The organism is Agromyces sp. S2-1-8, from assembly GCF_021129215.1.
In the GTDB taxonomy this organism is placed as follows: domain Bacteria; phylum Actinomycetota; class Actinomycetes; order Actinomycetales; family Microbacteriaceae; genus Agromyces; species Agromyces chromiiresistens.
Genome location: NZ_JAJOLP010000001.1, coordinates 1,455,238 through 1,471,383, shown reverse-complemented (window position 1 = coordinate 1,471,383; position 16,146 = coordinate 1,455,238). Strand labels below are relative to the sequence as shown.

The 16,146-nt window shown below is 71.5% G+C and carries 9 protein-coding genes; 2 read left to right on the top strand and 7 right to left on the bottom strand.

Features of this window, described 5'->3' with window-relative positions:
• Positions 1-57: 57 nt before the first annotated feature.
• The 5 genes from LR269_RS06605 to LR269_RS06585 all read right to left on the bottom strand — a co-directional run bounded on the left by LR269_RS06605 (position 58) and on the right by LR269_RS06585 (position 6,752).
• Positions 58-849: an alpha/beta hydrolase gene (locus LR269_RS06605; RefSeq protein WP_231429968.1), complete on the bottom strand. Its 792-nt coding sequence runs from the start codon at positions 847-849 to the stop codon at positions 58-60.
• A gap of 97 nt (positions 850-946) precedes the next feature.
• Positions 947-3,055, bottom strand: a complete 2,109-nt coding sequence (locus LR269_RS06600; protein WP_231429967.1) for an acyl-CoA dehydrogenase — start codon at positions 3,053-3,055, stop codon at positions 947-949.
• Between the two features lie 262 nt (positions 3,056-3,317).
• A complete protein-coding gene (locus tag LR269_RS06595; protein ID WP_231429966.1) occupies positions 3,318-3,716 on the bottom strand; it encodes a hypothetical protein in 399 nt (132 codons plus the stop codon).
• 150 nt (positions 3,717-3,866) lie between these two features.
• A complete protein-coding gene (locus LR269_RS06590; protein WP_231429965.1) occupies positions 3,867-5,768 on the bottom strand; it encodes a glycoside hydrolase family 3 N-terminal domain-containing protein in 1,902 nt (633 codons plus the stop codon).
• A gap of 135 nt (positions 5,769-5,903) precedes the next feature.
• Complete coding sequence (locus tag LR269_RS06585; protein WP_231429964.1) at positions 5,904-6,752, bottom strand: histidine phosphatase family protein; 849 nt, start codon at positions 6,750-6,752, stop codon at positions 5,904-5,906.
• A 121-nt stretch (positions 6,753-6,873) separates the two neighbouring features.
• Here LR269_RS06585 and LR269_RS18990 point away from each other — a divergent pair, with 121 nt between their 5' ends.
• Complete coding sequence (locus LR269_RS18990; protein WP_231429963.1) at positions 6,874-8,292, top strand: TetR/AcrR family transcriptional regulator; 1,419 nt, start codon at positions 6,874-6,876, stop codon at positions 8,290-8,292.
• A 58-nt stretch (positions 8,293-8,350) separates the two neighbouring features.
• On the opposite strand, the gene recQ is transcribed toward LR269_RS18990, so the two are convergent.
• Positions 8,351-10,426, bottom strand: coding sequence for a DNA helicase RecQ (recQ, locus tag LR269_RS06575; RefSeq protein ID WP_231429962.1), 2,076 nt, complete (start codon positions 10,424-10,426; stop codon positions 8,351-8,353).
• Between the two features lie 166 nt (positions 10,427-10,592).
• The gene (locus LR269_RS06570) at positions 10,593-14,864 is read right to left on the bottom strand and encodes an ExeM/NucH family extracellular endonuclease (protein ID WP_231432263.1); all 4,272 of its coding nucleotides are present in this window, start codon (positions 14,862-14,864) and stop codon (positions 10,593-10,595) included.
• A 267-nt stretch (positions 14,865-15,131) separates the two neighbouring features.
• Here LR269_RS06570 and LR269_RS06565 point away from each other — a divergent pair, with 267 nt between their 5' ends.
• A complete protein-coding gene (locus LR269_RS06565; RefSeq protein WP_231429961.1) occupies positions 15,132-16,025 on the top strand; it encodes a DMT family transporter in 894 nt (297 codons plus the stop codon).
• Positions 16,026-16,146 lie beyond the last annotated feature (121 nt).

Below are 16,146 nucleotides of genomic sequence, written 5' to 3'. Positions count from 1 at the left end.
GTACACCTCACGGTGTTCACGTGCGATGCGCGTCGGGACGGCGCGCCGCGCGCCTGCTCACCCGACGAATCCGGCCACGATCGCACCGATCCCGTCGCGAACGTCGGCGTCGTCGCGCGTCGACTCCCCGTCGCCCGGCTGCGCACCGTAGTCGCCGAAGTCGGCGTGGTTCACGCCCTCGAGCTCGTCGAACCGAGCGCCGGCGGGCAGCAGCGGGGCCGCGGCGGCGATCTTCGCGGGCGTCGACAGGCGGTCGTTCGCACCCGAGATGCTCAGGACCTCGAGGCCCGACTCGCTGAGGTCGTTCGCGCAGTACGAGCCGAACAGCATGAGGCCGACCGGTCGGGGTTCGCCCCGGACCCCCTCGCCGGGCTCGGGACCGCTCGGCCCCCCGATGGGTTGGGAGGCTTCCGCCGCCCCATCGGCGAGCTGGCAGGCCCGCACCCCGCCGAGCGAGTGCCCGCCGACGTACCAGTCGTCGACCTCCGGCGCGAGCGACGTGAAGGTCGACAGCGGCCGCTGGTCGAAGAACGCGAGGTTGAGCGTCGGCTTCGTGATGACGACGGTGAGCCCGGACGCCTCGGCGACGCCCGACAGCTTGTAGAGGTACGCGTACGGGTCGACCTTCGCCCCCGGGATGAAGACGAGTCCCGCACCGGTCGCCCCCTCGACGGGCTCGATCACGATGCCGGCGTCGTGGCTCGTGATCTCGACGGACTCGTCCCGCCAGGCGGCGAGCGCCGCAGGACGCTCGCCCTGCATCACCGTGTGCGCGTACACGAGGAAGACGACGACGAGCAGCGCGAGCACCGCCACCACGGCGGCGAAGATGCGGACGAGTCGGGCCATGCCCACAGTCTGCCGCGCCCGCACCGCGGGTTGCGAACGGGCGAGGGCCGAGGCATCCACGATGGGGATGCCTCGGCCCTCGAGCCGCACGCGGCGACTACCGCTTCTTCTTGGCCTTCGCCTTCTCGGGCACCGGCAGGGTGCCCGCGCGGCGCTCGGCGTCGAAGTACGCGCGCGCCTCGTCCTGGCGCTCCTGCTCGATGCCGGTCGCGATCGTCGCTCGCAGGTGCTCGGGCTTGAAGCCGAACGCGTCGACGAGGTCCTGCGCGTGCGGGCGCAGGCGCTCGAGGAGCCGGTCGATGTACGCCGTCACGGCCTGCGCGCGCTGCGGCGAGAGGCGGCCGTTCACGAGGTACCAGGCGAGGTGCTTCTCGAGGAGGCCAAGGCCGAACAGGTCGCGCACCCAGGTCAGCACCTGCTTCGTGCCCTCGTCCTCGACGCGGGCGAGGCCGCGGGTGAACGCCTCCCACTGGAGGAGCTCGCCGTGGGCGCGCGCGGCCTCGATCAGTTCGTTCTGGTTGCGGTTGAACGCGGCCGCGGCGTCGGCCTTCGGCAGCTTGCGCGCGTCGCGCAGGCGGCCGGCGATCTCGGCGATCATCGCCTCGACGCGATCGGTCAGCAGCTCGCGCTGAGTCTCCTCGTCGCGCAGCTCGCTCACCGAGCGGGCGGTCGAGCCGAAGTCGGCGATCGTCTGGCCGAGGCGACGGAGGCCCGTGCCGTGGTACGCGCGCTCCGCGGTCTGCGCGACGACGTAGCGGGCCATCGCGCCGGCGTCGGCGTTCTTGAACTGCTTCGAGAAGTCGGTCAGCAGGCGCTTCGCGACGAGCTGCAGCAGCACGTTGTTGTCGCCCTCGAAGGTCACGTAGATGTCGAGGTCCTGGCGGAGGCCGACGATGCGGTTCTCGGCGATGAAGCCGGCGCCGCCGCAGGCCTCGCGCGCCTCCTGCAGCGTGTCGAGCGCGTGCCACGTCGAGAGCGGCTTGAGCGCGGCGGCGATCGTCTCGAGGTCCTGGCGGTCGTCGTCGGTGTCGGCCTTGCCGCTGAACACCGCGTCGAACTTCACGAGGAACTCGTCGTGCGCGAAGTACTGCGCGTACGTCGTCGCGAGGCGGGGCAGCAGCCGGCGCTGGTGGCGCTGGTAGTCGAGCAGCACCTCTTCGTCGGTGTCGCTCGACGCGGTGAACTGCCGGCGCTGGTTGCCGTAGGTGATCGCGATCGCGAGCCCCATCGCGCTCGCGACGGTCGAGGCGCCGTCGAGCGAGACGCGGCCCTGCACGAGGGTGCCGAGCATCGTGAAGAACCGGCGGCCGGGGCTCTCGATCGGCGACGAGTAGGTGCCGTCGGGGGCGACGTCGCCGTAGCGGTTCAGCAGGTTCTCACGCGGGATGCGAACGTTCGTGAAGTGCAGGCGGCCGTTGTCGATGCCGTTGAGGCCGCCCTTCAGGCCGTCGTCCTCGCCGCCGACGCCGGGCAGGAACTCGCCCTCGTCGTCGCGGATCGGCACGTAGAAGCAGTGCACCCCGTGGTTCACGCCCTTGGTGATGAGCTGCGCGAAGACCGTCGCGTGCTTGCCGTGGAGCCCGGCGTTGCCGAGGAACTCCTTCCACGCCGCGCGGAACGGCGTGTGGATCACGAACTCCTCGGTCGCCTCGTCGTAGGTCGCCGTCGTCGCGATCGAGGCGACGTCGGAGCCGTGCCCGATCTCGGTCATCGCGAAGGCGCCGGGCACCTCGAGCGACATGATCGCGGGCAGCCACTTCTCGTGGTGCGGCTTCGTGCCGAGGTGCAGCACCGCGGCGCCGAAGAGGCCCCACTGCACGCCCGACTTGATCTGCAGGCTCGGGTCGGCCGTGACGAGCTCCTCGAACGCGGCGATGTTGCCGCCGTGGTCCTCCTGGCCGCCGAGCGACTTCGGGAACGCCCGGTGCACGGCGCCCTGGTCGACGAGGAGCTTCAGCTGCCCGAGCACGCGCTCGCGGTGCTCGGACATCGGCAGCCCCTCGATGCGCTGCAGCTCGGGCATCGCGGCGCGCTCGCGCGCGGCGATGCGGATGTCGGCCCAGGTGCCGAGGAGCTGACGGCCGAGGGCCGCCACGTCGATGCGGGGCTGCGCGGATGCCTCGGGGCGGGCGTCGTTCGGCCGCGCTCCGCCGACGCGGGCGGGCGCGGACGTGTCGTGCGAGGTGCGTGGTGCGGTGTCAACCATCGTCGGTCTCGTCCTTCGTGTGGAGTCGTGTGCGTCACATGGCGGCGCGCGGCTGGCGGCGTCGCTGAACCTCTCTCCACGGTAGGACGGCGCCCGGCGAGCCCGAAACGGTGCGTCCGCGCCCTACAAACGAGGGTCGAGCAGCTTCGTCAGGGCCTGTGCTCGCCCTACAAACGAGCCGCCCCTCGGCGTAGTGGCATCCACAACGCAGGGCGCTCGACAGGTGGCACCGGGCCTCGTCGCACGGCCCGTGGCAGAGCGATCAGCCGCGGAAGAAGGCGTCGGCCCGACGCGTCCAGAGGATCGCGATCACGACGACGGCGATCGCCGCGCTGAAGTACTCGCCGATGGCGCCCGCGGGGTACGCGATCGCGAGGAAGATCGACGCGACGATCGAGAGCGCCTCGACGATCGTCACCACGAGGCGTGCCCCCGCGCTGCCGCGCAGCAGGCCCGCGGCCACGATGATGACGATGATGCCGATGAGGATCGACACGATCGCCGATGCGATGAGCTGGCTCGCACCGCCGAAGGCCTCGACCGTCGCGGCGACGCTCGTCTGGAAGAGCAGGAGCGTGCCGCCGATGATGTCGAGCAGACCCGAGATCCAGGTCAGCACGGCCACGAACGTCACGCCTCCGGGTCGTTTCACGGCTCCCATGGCTCGATGCTAGCGACGAAGGCCGAGCGGGTGAGGAGCGACGCGCGCAGCGCCGGTCGGGCGGCGAGGAGCGAAGCGTATCGAGACCACCGGCCGCAGTGGTCTCGATACGGCGCTGCGCGCATACTCGACCTGCTCGACCTGCTCGACCTACTCGACCTGCTCGACCTGCTCGACCTGCTCGACCGACGAGTCGGAGTAGCGCAGGCCGTGGCCGTGGCGGAAGAGCGGGTCGGCCGTGTCGAAGGGCACGTCGGGCCGGCTCGCCTCGACGGCGGCCATGCTGCGCGGCAGGTCGAAGGGCAGGCGGCCCTGCGGCTCGGCCGCGCCGGTCACGACGTCGAGCAGCGCCCGCGCGCTCGCGCCCCAGTTCGCGGTGATCGCCGCGACGTCGTCGACGATCGGCGTGAGGATCGCCGGCCGGTCGAGGAACACGTCGACGACGGTCGGCACGGCGGCCGCGACCGCACGCACGTACGCGACCACCTCGTCGGGGAAGTCGAGCGAGCCCGAGTGGAAGAAGTTCTCGAAGAACGTGGGGCGCTGCTCGAACGGCGCCACGAGGCGCAGGATCGCGACGTCGGCCTCCGCGGGCGTCGCGACGACCTCGCCGTACTCGGCGGCGATCTCGGGCTCGACGCCCTCGACGTACAGCTTCAGCCCGCGCGCGATGGGCAGGGTGGGCGAGGATGCCTCGGCCGAGGCATCCGCTCGCCCGGTGTTCACCAGCAGCGTGATCGCCGCGCGCTGCGCCGCCTCGCCAGCCGCGACGAACTCGGCGGAGCCGACCACGCGCCTGGCGCGCTCGACGTCGACGAAGCGGTGGTCGAAGAGGCCGAGCACGAACTTCTCGCGGAGCAGGCGCCGCGCCGAGGCATCCAGCCGCTCTTCGGTGATCTCGCCGTCGCGCACGAGCTCGACGAGCAGCTCGGGGCACGCCTCGCCGCCGAACTGGTCGCAGCCGGCGTCGATGACCTTCTTGACGCGCTCGCGCGGGCTCAGGTGCTCGACGCCCCACGCGCGTGCCGGGAACGGCTCGCCCATGATCTCGTCGTCGTTGATGAGTCCCCAGTCGGTGCACACGATGCCGTCGAAGCCGTAGCGCTCGCGCAGGAGGCCCGTGATGACCGACTTGTTGAAGCCGAAACCGACCTCTTCGAGCCCGGTGCCGACGGGCATGCCGTAGTACGGCATGATCTGGCTGGTGCCCGCCTCGAACGCGGCCTCGAACGGCTTCAGGTGCAGCTCGAACTCGCCGCCCGGGTAGACCTGCTCGCGGCCGTGCGCGAAGTGGGGGTCCTCGCCGTCCTGCTGGGGGCCGCCGCCCGGGAAGTGCTTCGTCATCGTCGCGACCGAGTCGGGGCCGAGCTCGGCGCCCTGGAATCCGCGGATGTACGCGGCGCCGAGCCGGCTCGCGAGCTCGACGTCCTCGCCGAACGTCTGGAGGGCACGCGACCAGCGCGGCTCGGTCGCGAGGTCGATCTGCGGGTGGAGCGCGACGCGGATGCCGACGGCCGTGTACTCCTGGCGGGCGATGTCGGCGAAACGCTCGACCGTCGCCTCGTCGCCGATCGCGGCGAGGCCCATCGGCTCGGGCCACACCGAGAACGCGCCGGCGAACAGGGCGGCGAGCGGGTTGTCGCTGTACGAGTTGCGGGGGTCGCTCGAGATCGTCACCGGGATGCCGAGGCGCGTCGAGGCGGCGAGCTCCTGCAGGCGGTTGTGCCACTCGGCGAACGCACCGGGGTCGTCGGGCGCCTGGTGGATGTTGAAGTGGTTCATCTTGAGGTCGTTGACGAACTCGTCGGTGGAGCCGCCGCCGGTCTCGTCGGCCTCCTCGGCGAGCGCGCCGTCGGGGCCGATGCCGATGACCGTCTGGAAGAAGAGGCCCGCCTTCTCCTCGAGCGTCATCTGCGCGAGCAGGATCTCGACGCGCTCGGCGACCGGCAGGCTCGCATCGCGGTACCGCGTGTCGAGGCCGGGTTCGGCGCCCGCCGGCTCGGCAGTCGAGGGGGCGGATGCCTCGGTGCCGACGTTCTGCAGATCGGTCATGCCTGCACTCCTTCATGCTTCGGGCTCTGGTGCGGCGCCGTGGCGGTGCCGCGGCCGCCCTTCGATCATAAACCGAGCGCCGTTCGGGATTGAACGCCGCTCGGTCGATGACCTGGATTCGACGGTGGGCCGGGGTCAGTCGGAGCCGGCCTCGACGTAGCTCAGGTCGTTGACCGTACGCACGGTCCACTCACCGCCTCGGTACTGCAGCTCGGAGACGGCGCCGTTCTCGATGCCCTCGACGACCTCACTCAGGTCGGCGCCGAGCGCGTCGAGCGTCGCGATGATCGTGATGCCGCTCGAGACCACGAGCACGTCGCCACCCCGCTTCGACTGCTTCGCCGCGATCTCGTCGAGCGCGGCGAGCGCCCGCTCTGCGACCTCGCCCGGCGTCTCGGCCGTGAACCCGCTGCCCTCGTTGAGACGCGCCATCGCCTCGAGTGCCGCGCCCATGTCGAACTCGGGGTCCGAGAACAGCTCGCCGGCATCGGCGTAGCCGAGTTCGACGGCGACGTCGTTCCACATCTCCATGCCGTCGCCGCCCTCGTACTTGCCGAAGGCGATCTCGCGCAACCGCGCGTCGCGCACGATGTCACCCCGGAAGCCGAGCTCGCCGAGCGCGAGCGAGGCCGTCTCGTAGTGGCGGACCATGTCCGCCGAGTACGCCGCCTCGAAATCGACCCCGGCCTCGGCGAGCCCCGCGCCGAGGTGCTCGGCGACGGCGCGCCCGTCTTCGGTCAGCGGCGAGTCCGACCAGCCCTGCACGCGGCCGAGCGCGTTGAGCATCGTCTCGCCGTGGCGGGTGAGGTAGATCGTGACGGTCTTGCCCTTGGGCTTCTGGTCGACGGCGGGCTTCTTGTCGACGGGCTGCGTGGCGGAAGCGTCGAGCACCATCTGCGGCGCGGCGAAGCCGGCGAGCGAGGTCACCGCGGCGGCGACGGCGATGCCGGCGAGGGCGATACGGGCGATGCGACGAGACGGCATTGTCGTGGTCCTTTCGGGTTCGGGGCACCCTGATCGGGCGTCGGCCACCGAGCCTAGCCCGTTTTCGACCGATTGGTAACAAAAAGACGGATGGAACGCCACGGACCGATAGCGTCGTGTCGTGGGCAAGCACGACGAAGCGACCGGCGGCGGTGCGCGTTCGCTCGACGGCGCCGTCGCACCGACCCGGCAGGCGAGGTCGGCGCTCACTCGTGCGCGCATCCTCGACGCGGCGCAGGCGGCCTTCGTCGAACAGGGCATCGCCGCGGTGTCGCTGCGCGACGTCGCCGAGCGGGCCGGCCTCTCCCATCCCGGCGTCCTGCGCCACTACGCGTCGCTCGACGCACTGCTCGGCGCCGTCGTCGAGCGACTCGACGACGCCAACGCCGACTGGATCGAACACGAGCCCGTGCCGGTCGGCACGCTCGGTGCCGCCGCGCTCGCCCGCCGCAACGCGGCCGCACCGGGCTATCTCGAACTGTTCACCGCGCTCTCGGGGGAGGCGACGAGCAGGTCGCACCCCGCCCACGACATGATGCGGGCCCGCTACGCCCGGGTTCGCGCGTCGATCGCGGATGAGCTCGTGGCGAGGGCGGCCGTCGCGGCATCGGATGCCTCCTGGTCGGCGACCCTGCTCATCGCCGGGTGGGACGGGCTGCAGGTGCAGCAGCGCTACGCCCCCGATTCGATCGACCTCGTCGGCGAACTCGAGGCGCGCGAACGGCGGCTCATGGGAGCGCCGGCCCGAACGCCCTCGTCGGACACGGCCCGGCCGGGCGGGCCGTGCGGGCCGACCGGGCCGGGCGCCGGCGCCGCACCGGAGGGCGCGGGCGGCATGCTCGCGCCGACGGTGCTGCTCGAGCAGCCGGAGCCGCCCGGGGCAGGCGGCGGCACCGCGACCGGTGCCGGTGCGCCGCACATCCGTGCAGCCAGCGCGCGCGGCGCCAGGCGTCACGAGGCGATCGTCGAGGCGGCGACCGAGCTGTTCGCCCGCGACGGTTTCACGGGCACGAGCCTCGCCGCGATCGCCGGCCGCACCGGCATCTCCAAAGCCACCCTGTTGCATCACGTCGGCTCGAAGGCCGAACTCCTCACCGAGGTGCTCCGGCACCGCGACCGGCTCACGATCACCGGCGGCGCCCCAGCGCGCGGCGGAGCCACCGATCGCCTGCGATCGCTCCCGGCGACGGCCGAGCGCACGGCCGCAGCGCACCCGGGACTCGTCGAGCTCTACGCCGTGCTGTCGTGCGAGGGCGCGACGCCGGGACATCCGGCCCACGAGTACTTCGCGCACCGCTTCCGCGAGACGCGCCGCTACTTCGCGAGCCTGTTGCGGGGCGCGCGCGACGAGGGCTCGCTCGCACCGGATCGTGACCCCGGCAGCGAGGCCGCTTGGCTCCTCGCCGTGTGGGACGGCCTGCAGATCCAGTCGCTCTACGACCCGGCCGTCGAGGTCGCCCGACTGCTTCGGCGGCACCTCGACGACGTGCTCGGGCCGGCCGAGGGGCGCGCGCCCCGAGACATCCCGTCGGCGGTCTGAGGCCGCACGACCGACGCCCCACGACCGAAGCGACGCGACACGACCGGCGCCGACGGCCTCAGGCGGCGCTCTCGCCGACCACGGAGATGAGCGCCTCGCCGTAGGCCTCGCGCTTCTTGGCGCCGATGCCCGTGATGCCGTCGAGCTCGGCGAGGCTCGCCGGCTTCGCGACCGCGACCGCACGCAGCGTCGCGTCGCCGAAGACGATGTATGCGGGAACCCCCTGCTCGCGAGCCTCTCCGGCGCGCCAGGCGCGGAGCCGTTCGAACAGCTCGGCCTGGGCGGGCTCGAGGTCGGCGGCCGCGGGGGCCGCCTTCGCACGCGAGCGGGGCGCACGCTCGACCTCGGTGCGGAGCATGACGCTGCGCCGCCCCGACAGCACCTCGGCCGCCGCGTCGGTGATGGTGAGGGTGCCGTACTCGCCCTGGGTGGCGAGCAGCCCCTGCGCGAGCAGCTGGCGCACGACCCCGCGCCACTGCTGGTCGCTGAGGTCTTGCCCGAGCCCCCACGTCGAGAGGTCGTCGTGGCCGTACTGGCGCACGCGGGGCGTCTCTTTCGCGCGGAGGATGTCGATGAGGTGCCCTGCGCCGAACTGCTGGCGCCGCTCGCGCTTGAGCCGCACGATCGTCGACATGAGCTTCTGGGCGGGCACCGTGCCGTCCCACGAGGCGGGTGGCTCGAGGCACGTGTCGCAGTTGCCGCACGGCTCGGACGGCTCGCCGAAGTAGGCGAGCAGGTTCTGACGGCGGCACTGCACGGTCTCGCAGAGCGCGAGCATCGCGTCGAGGTGGGCCGACATGCGACGCCGGTGCGCGAGGTCGCCCGGGCTCTCGTCGATCATGCGCCGCTGCTGCACGACGTCTTGCAGCCCGTACGCCAGCCACGCCGTCGCCGGCGCCCCGTCTCGGCCGGCTCGCCCGGTCTCTTGGTAGTAGCCCTCGACCGACTTGGGCAGGTCGACGTGGGCGACGAAGCGCACGTCGGGCTTGTCGATGCCCATGCCGAACGCGATCGTCGCGACGACGACGATGCCGTCCTCGCGGAGGAAGCGGTCTTGCGTCGTGCGCCGCAGCTCGGCGTCGAGGCCCGCGTGGTACGGCAGCGCGTTCACGCCGTTCGCCGCGAGGAACGCCGCGATCTTCTCGGTGCTCGCACGGCTCAGCGCGTAGACGATGCCCGGCACCGGGTTGCCCGAGGCGTCGACCCCCTCGCTGCGCACGAAGTCGAGCAGCTGACGGCGCACCTCGAGCTTCGGCGCGATGCGGTACTGGATGTTCGGGCGGTCGAAGCTCGACACGAAGTGCTTCGCCCCGCCGAGCGAGAGTCGCTCGGTGATCTCGCGGTGCGTCGCCTCGGTGGCCGTCGCGGTGAGCGCGATGCGGGGCACCTCGGGCCAGCGGTCGGCGAGCTCGGAGAGCGCGAGGTAGTCGGGCCGGAAGTCGTGGCCCCACTGCGCGACGCAGTGCGCCTCGTCGATCGCGAAGAGCGCGACCGTGCCGCGGGCGAGCAGCTGCTTGGCCGACTCGGTGCCCAGCCGCTCGGGCGCGATGTAGAGCAGGTCGAGCTCGCCGGCGAGGTAGGCCCGCTCGACGGCGGCGCGCTCGGCCGGCTGCTGGCTCGAGTTGAGGTAGGCCGCGCGCACGCCGTTGCGCACGAGCGCGTCGACCTGGTCGTGCATGAGGGCGATGAGCGGCGACACGACGACGCCCGTGCCCTCGCGCAGGAGCGCCGGGATCTGGTAGCAGAGGCTCTTGCCGCCGCCGGTCGGCATGAGCACGACGGCGTCGCCGCCCGAGGCGACCTGCTCGATGATCGCCGCCTGCTCGCCGCGGAACGCGTCGTAGCCGAAGACGGTGTGCAGCGCTTCGAGCGCGCTCTCGAACCTGGCGGGTGAGGCGACGGCGGGCCGCTGCAGACCGGATGCCTCGTGCCCGGCCGGACGGCTCACCGCGGGCCGGCCGCGGGCCGCCGGGGGCGTCGCCGGGCCCGCCTGCGCCGTCGCCCACTCGACGGCACCGCCGCGGTACTCGTCGGGAGGCGGGGGCGGAGCCCACTCGTCGTCGGGCGGTGGAGCGAGCTCGTCGAGGTCGAACGGGACCTCGTCGGCCCAGTCGGGTTCGGCGCTGCTGCTCACCCGACGAGTCTACTGAGCGCCCCGACGTACCGGCTGGCCTCGGGCGGGCCTGCCTCGGCCTGGAGCATCCGGGCGGCTGTGGAGGACGGGAGGCACCCCGGCGGCCACGGCCATGCGAAGAGGGCCGGGTGCGCATGCACCCGGCCCCCTCCACGTCGGATTCGGGTCAGCCGACGTTCAGCGTGAACGAGCTCACCGTGCCGGTCGTGGGCACCGTGATGTCGAACCGCGTCTGGCCGCTCGCGCCCGCGGGGACCGCGAACGTGACGGTGGCCTTGCCGATCTCGTCGACCGTCGGGGTGTAGGCCCGCACGACCGGAGCCGTGGCGAGCTGCGCTCCACCCTGCGAGATCACGACGGTGCCGGCCGCCGTCTCGCTGCGGCTGAAGTCGAGCGACGACAGCAGCACCGTGACGGTCTCGCCCGGCGCGTAGGTGCCGTCGCCCTGGACGTCGACGCCGACCGCGCGCTGGGCGGTGTCGGGCTTGACCGTCTGGTTCGGCGCGGCCGCGAGATAGTCGACCATCGACTCGAGGTCGATCTTGCCGGAGTCGGCCTTGTTCGTGCCCTTGCCGAGGGTGAAGAAGTTGTCACCACCGGCAGCGAGGAACGAGTTCGCCCCCACGAGGTACGTCGCGGACAGGTCGATCAGCTCACCGTTCAGGCGCATCTCCGTGATGTGCGGCGATCCGGGCGGGACGGTGGGGTCGTAGGTGTACGTGAACTCCTTGTTGACACCGAGCTTCAGGAACGGACGCGACGATCCGGTGGGCTGCCACTGCTCCTCGAGGACCTGCTTGATCTGCGCTCCGGTGAGGTTCAGCGTCACGAGGGTGTTCGCGAACGGCTGCACGTTGGCCGCCTGCCGGTACGTGACCGTGCCCGAAGCCAGGTCGGCGCGGAGGCCGCCCGGGTTCATGAAGGCGACGTCGACCTTGTCCTGGCGATCCTCGTTCAGCGACCAGAGCTGCGCATCGGCGACCAGGTTGCCGAGCGTGGACTCACCGCCGCGGTTCTCGGGGAACGACGAGGCACCGGCCGGGTCGGAGGCGACGGCTCGACCGAACGCCCCGTCGGCCGTGCCGAGCGGCACGCTGCCGAGCTCGTCGGCGACCTTCACCGCGTCGTCGACGATGGGCTTCACGGCCGGGTCGTCGGCGAAGAGCGGCGTGGTGCCGTCCATGAGGCTGAAGATCTCGTTCTTCATCGTGAACGTCTTGGTCTTGCGGTCCCACTGGATGTCCATCTTGCTGAACCGCTCGCCGTACTGTCCGCTCGAGATCACCGGCATGGGCGCGTGCTTGAACGCCGGCGAGTCCGCGGTCGTGATGACGTGGTTGTAGGCGAGGTGCGTGTGGCCCGAGACGACCGCGTCGACGTTCGCATCGACACCGAGCACGATCTTGCCGAAGCGCGAAGCGCCGTCGACCGCCGACGACTTCTCGACCGTCGCAGCACCCTCGTGCACGAGGGCCACCACGATGTCGGCCTCGCCGTTCTCGTCGTTGCCGTCGCTCAGCTGGTCGGCCACCCGGTTGATCGCCTCGGTCGGGTCCTCGACCGTGATGTCGGCGATGCCGGCCGGGCTCACGAGCGACTCGAGCTCGTCGGTGACCGCACCGACGAAGCCGATGGTCACACCGTCGAACGTCTGCGTGAAGTACTCGGGCAGGGCGGCGTCGCCCGTCGCCTTGTCACGGATGTTGGCACCGAGGTACTCCCAGTCGGCCATCGGCATCACGCGCTCGGTCAGGTCTGCGAAGCCCTGGTCGAACTCGTGGTTGCCGACCGAGCTGACGTCGAGACCGGCGGCGTTGAGCGCCTTGATGGTCGGCTCGTCCTTCTGGATGAACGACGTGAAGGTGGAGGCGCCGATCATGTCGCCGGCGGCCGCGAACACGGTGTTCGGGTTGCCGGCGCGGATCTGCTTCACCGCGCTCGAGAGCGCCGCGATGCCGCCCGACGGGGCCGACTGCTCGATGCGACCGTGGAAGTCGTTGACCGTGACGAGGTCGATGTCGACCTTGCCGGGCACGGCCTCCGAGCCGACGCCGACGAGGATCGGGTCGTGGTCGCTCGAGCGGAACGGCGTCGCCTCGGCCACCGTCTCTGCGGCGGGGCCCCAGTACTCGCGACCGGCCCACTCGGGCGAGTTGATCGACCAGACCGCGGCCTTCTGCACCCGGCTCGCCGCGGCGGGCGAGGCGATCACGTGGTCGAGCGAGCCGAGCTCGCCGTCGAACGAGTAGGTGTACTGACCGCGCGCCCTGCTGAACACGAGGTCGGTCCAGCCCGCGTCGGTGAAGACCTTGATCGGGTCCTCCTTGGCGTACGAGTTGAAGTCGCCCACGAGGTAGATCGCGTTCTTGCGGTCCTCGGAGAGCGAGTTCGCGAACGCGAGCAGCGACTCGGCCTGCTTCACGCGCTCGTCGTTGAAGGCGTCCTGCCCGGGCTCGGGCGACGGGTCGGTGCCGCTCTTCGACTTGAAGTGGTTCGCGATGACGGTCACGAACTGCTTGCCGTACTTGAACGTCTGGGCGATCGGCTCGCGCGCGATGTCCCACACGGTCTCGTCGATGATCGTCTGCGCCTCGCCGCTCGGCTTCACCGTGGCGGGCTTGTAGATGATGGCGTTCGTGATGACGTCGGTGATCGCGGCGTCGTGCAGCGCCTCAGGCGTCGTCACGTACTTCCACGTGCCGGCACCCGCCGCGCTGTTGAGCCCCGCGACGAGGTTCGCGAGCGCCTCGTCGGGCGTCTCGCCGAGCGCCGCCGAGTTCTCGATCTCCTGGAGCGCCACGACGTCGGCGTCGAGGCCGTTGATCGCCTTGACGATCTTGGCCTTCTGCACCGCGAACTCCTCTGCGGTGTCCGCGCCGCGCGCCTCCGAGTTCTCGGACGTGAGCGTCGTGAAGTAGTTGAGCACGTTGAACGACGCGACCGTGATGTCGCCGCCGACCGCGGGAGCGGTGGTGGGACGCGGGTTGCCGATGACCTTGCCCGCGGCGTCGACGCTCGCGAACGTCGGCTTCACCGAAGCCGGGCTCGCGTCGTTGATCGGGGTCCGCGGCTGCAGGCGCCACTCGTTGAAGCCCCAGCCGAGCACGTAGCCCGACGCAGGGAAGCTCGCGACGTCGCCGTTGCGCACGACGGTGCCCTTCGTGAAGTAGGGCTGGTCGCCCGGGTGAGCCGGGTTGTCGGTGCCGTTCGAGTTGCGCACGGCGATGCTGTAGCCGTCGTCGAGCAGGATGCGGCTCGCCTTGTTCGCCGCGGCGATGTCGCTCGCCGCCTTGGTGCCCGGGCGCTGCGTCTCGGTCGACTTGACCGGCATGGCGGTGCCCGCGTTCAGCCAGAGCTCGCCGAACCGATTGAGGTTGTGGCTCGAGATGACCTTGTAGGTGCCGTCGGGCACGACGAGCATTCCCTCGAAGACCTCGCGCGCCGCGTTGCCGACTGCCGTCGCGGGGAGCTTGGTGGGCGCGGGAAGCCCTGCATCCGCCTGCACGAGCTCGACGTCGGCCGCCGTGGCGGGCCGGAGCTGGGTCTGGCCGTTGAACTCCTCGACGGTGCCCGTGACGCGCACCTTGTCGCCGATCTCGACGCCGGGGTTCTCGCCGTGGAGATAGACGAAGACGCCGTCGGAGGCCTTGGGCGTGGTGTCGGGGCCGGGAGTCTGGATGAAGATGCCGTCGTAGCCGCCGACGCGGTGGTCGGCCGTGACGACGCCCTCGGTCACGACGGCCTGGCCGACGAGCGGGCTCGCGGCGACGTCGGTGCCCTGGATCTGGGCGATCGTCTTGGCGACCGGCAGCACCGGGCCGCCCGGGCTGCCCGAGTTCTGCGGCGTCGGGGTCGCCGTGAAGGAGAAGTCCTTCGAGTTGTCGTCGGTGTCCTTGAAGTTCGTGCGGACGATGCTGCCGGGGTCGGAGTTGGAGCCCGGGTAGGCCGCGGCGGCCGTCTCGAAGTTCAGCGAGCCGCCGTAGCCGACGTAGTCGGCGACCTGCGGGTTGTTCACGACCGAGCCGTTGCCCGGGTTGATCGCCGAAGCGGTCTTCGCGAGGAAGAGCGAACCCGTCGTGCCGCTCGGCGCCACCGAGAACGAGGCGTCGGGGGTGGGCAGCGCCGCACCGGTGCCGCCGTTGCTGTTCAGGCCGATGAGGTAGTACCCGCCCGACTCGATGGTGCCGGTCAGTGCGCCGACCCCGCTCGAGGCGCCGGTGCTCGTCGCCGAGCGGTACTGGATCGACCACCCCGAGAGCGAGACGTCGGCATTCGTCGGGTTGTAGAGCTCGACGAACTTGTTCTGAAACGGCTGGTTCGCGCTGCCGCCGCGCGCGTAGACCTCGTTGATCACGACACCCGAGCCGTCGACCGCGGCGAACGCGGGCGCGGCGCCGAGCACCCCGGCGACGAGCGAGCCCGCAGCGGCCAGGGCCACCGCGGACAAGCAGTTGATTGTGCGACGTTGCATGACTCTCCTCATAGGACGATCACACCTCCACCTCGGATACGGCACCGAGTCGAGCGCGCCGGCGGCGGGGCGATGTCCCGTAGCCTATGACCGGCCTCAGGCCCTGCCAAGGGGATTCAGGCCCCGTTCGCCGCGATTTCATAACGGAATCCGTGACCGCTGCTCAGATGAGCAGAGCCCCCGATGAACCCCGCGCGAATGAGCAACGACGGCGCCCGATACGCTGGATCGACCATGCTGACCGCCGTCCTGTCGCTCACCGGAGCCTTCGTCTTCGGCTCGGCCGACTTCCTCGGCGGACTCGCGGCGAAACGCCTCGGCGCGGTGCTCGCGACGGCGGTCTCCGGGCTCGCGGGCCTCGTCGCCCTCGCCATCGCGGCGCCGCTGATCGGGGGCGTGCGCGCCCCGGCCGACCTCTGGTGGGGCGCGGCGGCCGGCGTCGCCGGCGCGGTCGCGATCGGCCTGCTCTACGCGTGCCTCGCGATCGGGCCGATGTCGATCCTCTCGCCGCTCACCGCGCTCGTCTCGGCCGTCGTGCCCATGGCCTGGGGGCTCGCGACGGGCGGCTCGCTCGGCCCCCTCGCGTACTGGGCGCTCGGCATCGCGCTCGTCGCAGTCGTGCTCGTGGGCTTCGTGCCCGAGCGCGGCGCGGTCAGGCCGAGCATCACCGGCATCGTGATGGGCATCGGGTCGGGCGCCGCGATCGGGGCGTTCTTCATCATCATCGACCAGACCGCCGACGAGAGCGGGCTGTGGCCGCTGCTCGTCAACAGCGCGGTGACCGCGGCGATCATGTTCGCGGTCGCCGGGGCGCTCGCACTGCCGGCGCGGTCGCGGGCGGCAAGGATGCCTCGGCGCGACGACGCCCAGCTCGATGCCGTCGCCGCGGACCGCCGGACCGGCCTGCGCATCGCGATCGCCTGCGGGCTCGTCAACGCCGCCGCCAACACGCTCCTGCTGCTCGGCATCCGCGCCGGTGAGCTGGCGATCGCGGCAGTGCTCGGCGCCATGTACCCGGCCGGCACCATCCTGCTCGCAGCGCTCGTACTGAAGGAGCGCATCGCGCCCGTGCAATGGGCCGGCCTCGTGCTCGCGCTCGTGGCGGCGGGCATGCTCGCGGTCGCGTGAGGGCGCGACCCGACCACCTCCACCGGTCGGGCAGCGCCCGACGACATCGGACGCGTATCGAAACCACTGACCCGGTCTCGGCGAGGGCTCACCGGGTCGAGGCGCGTCGCGGCTCCGCGCA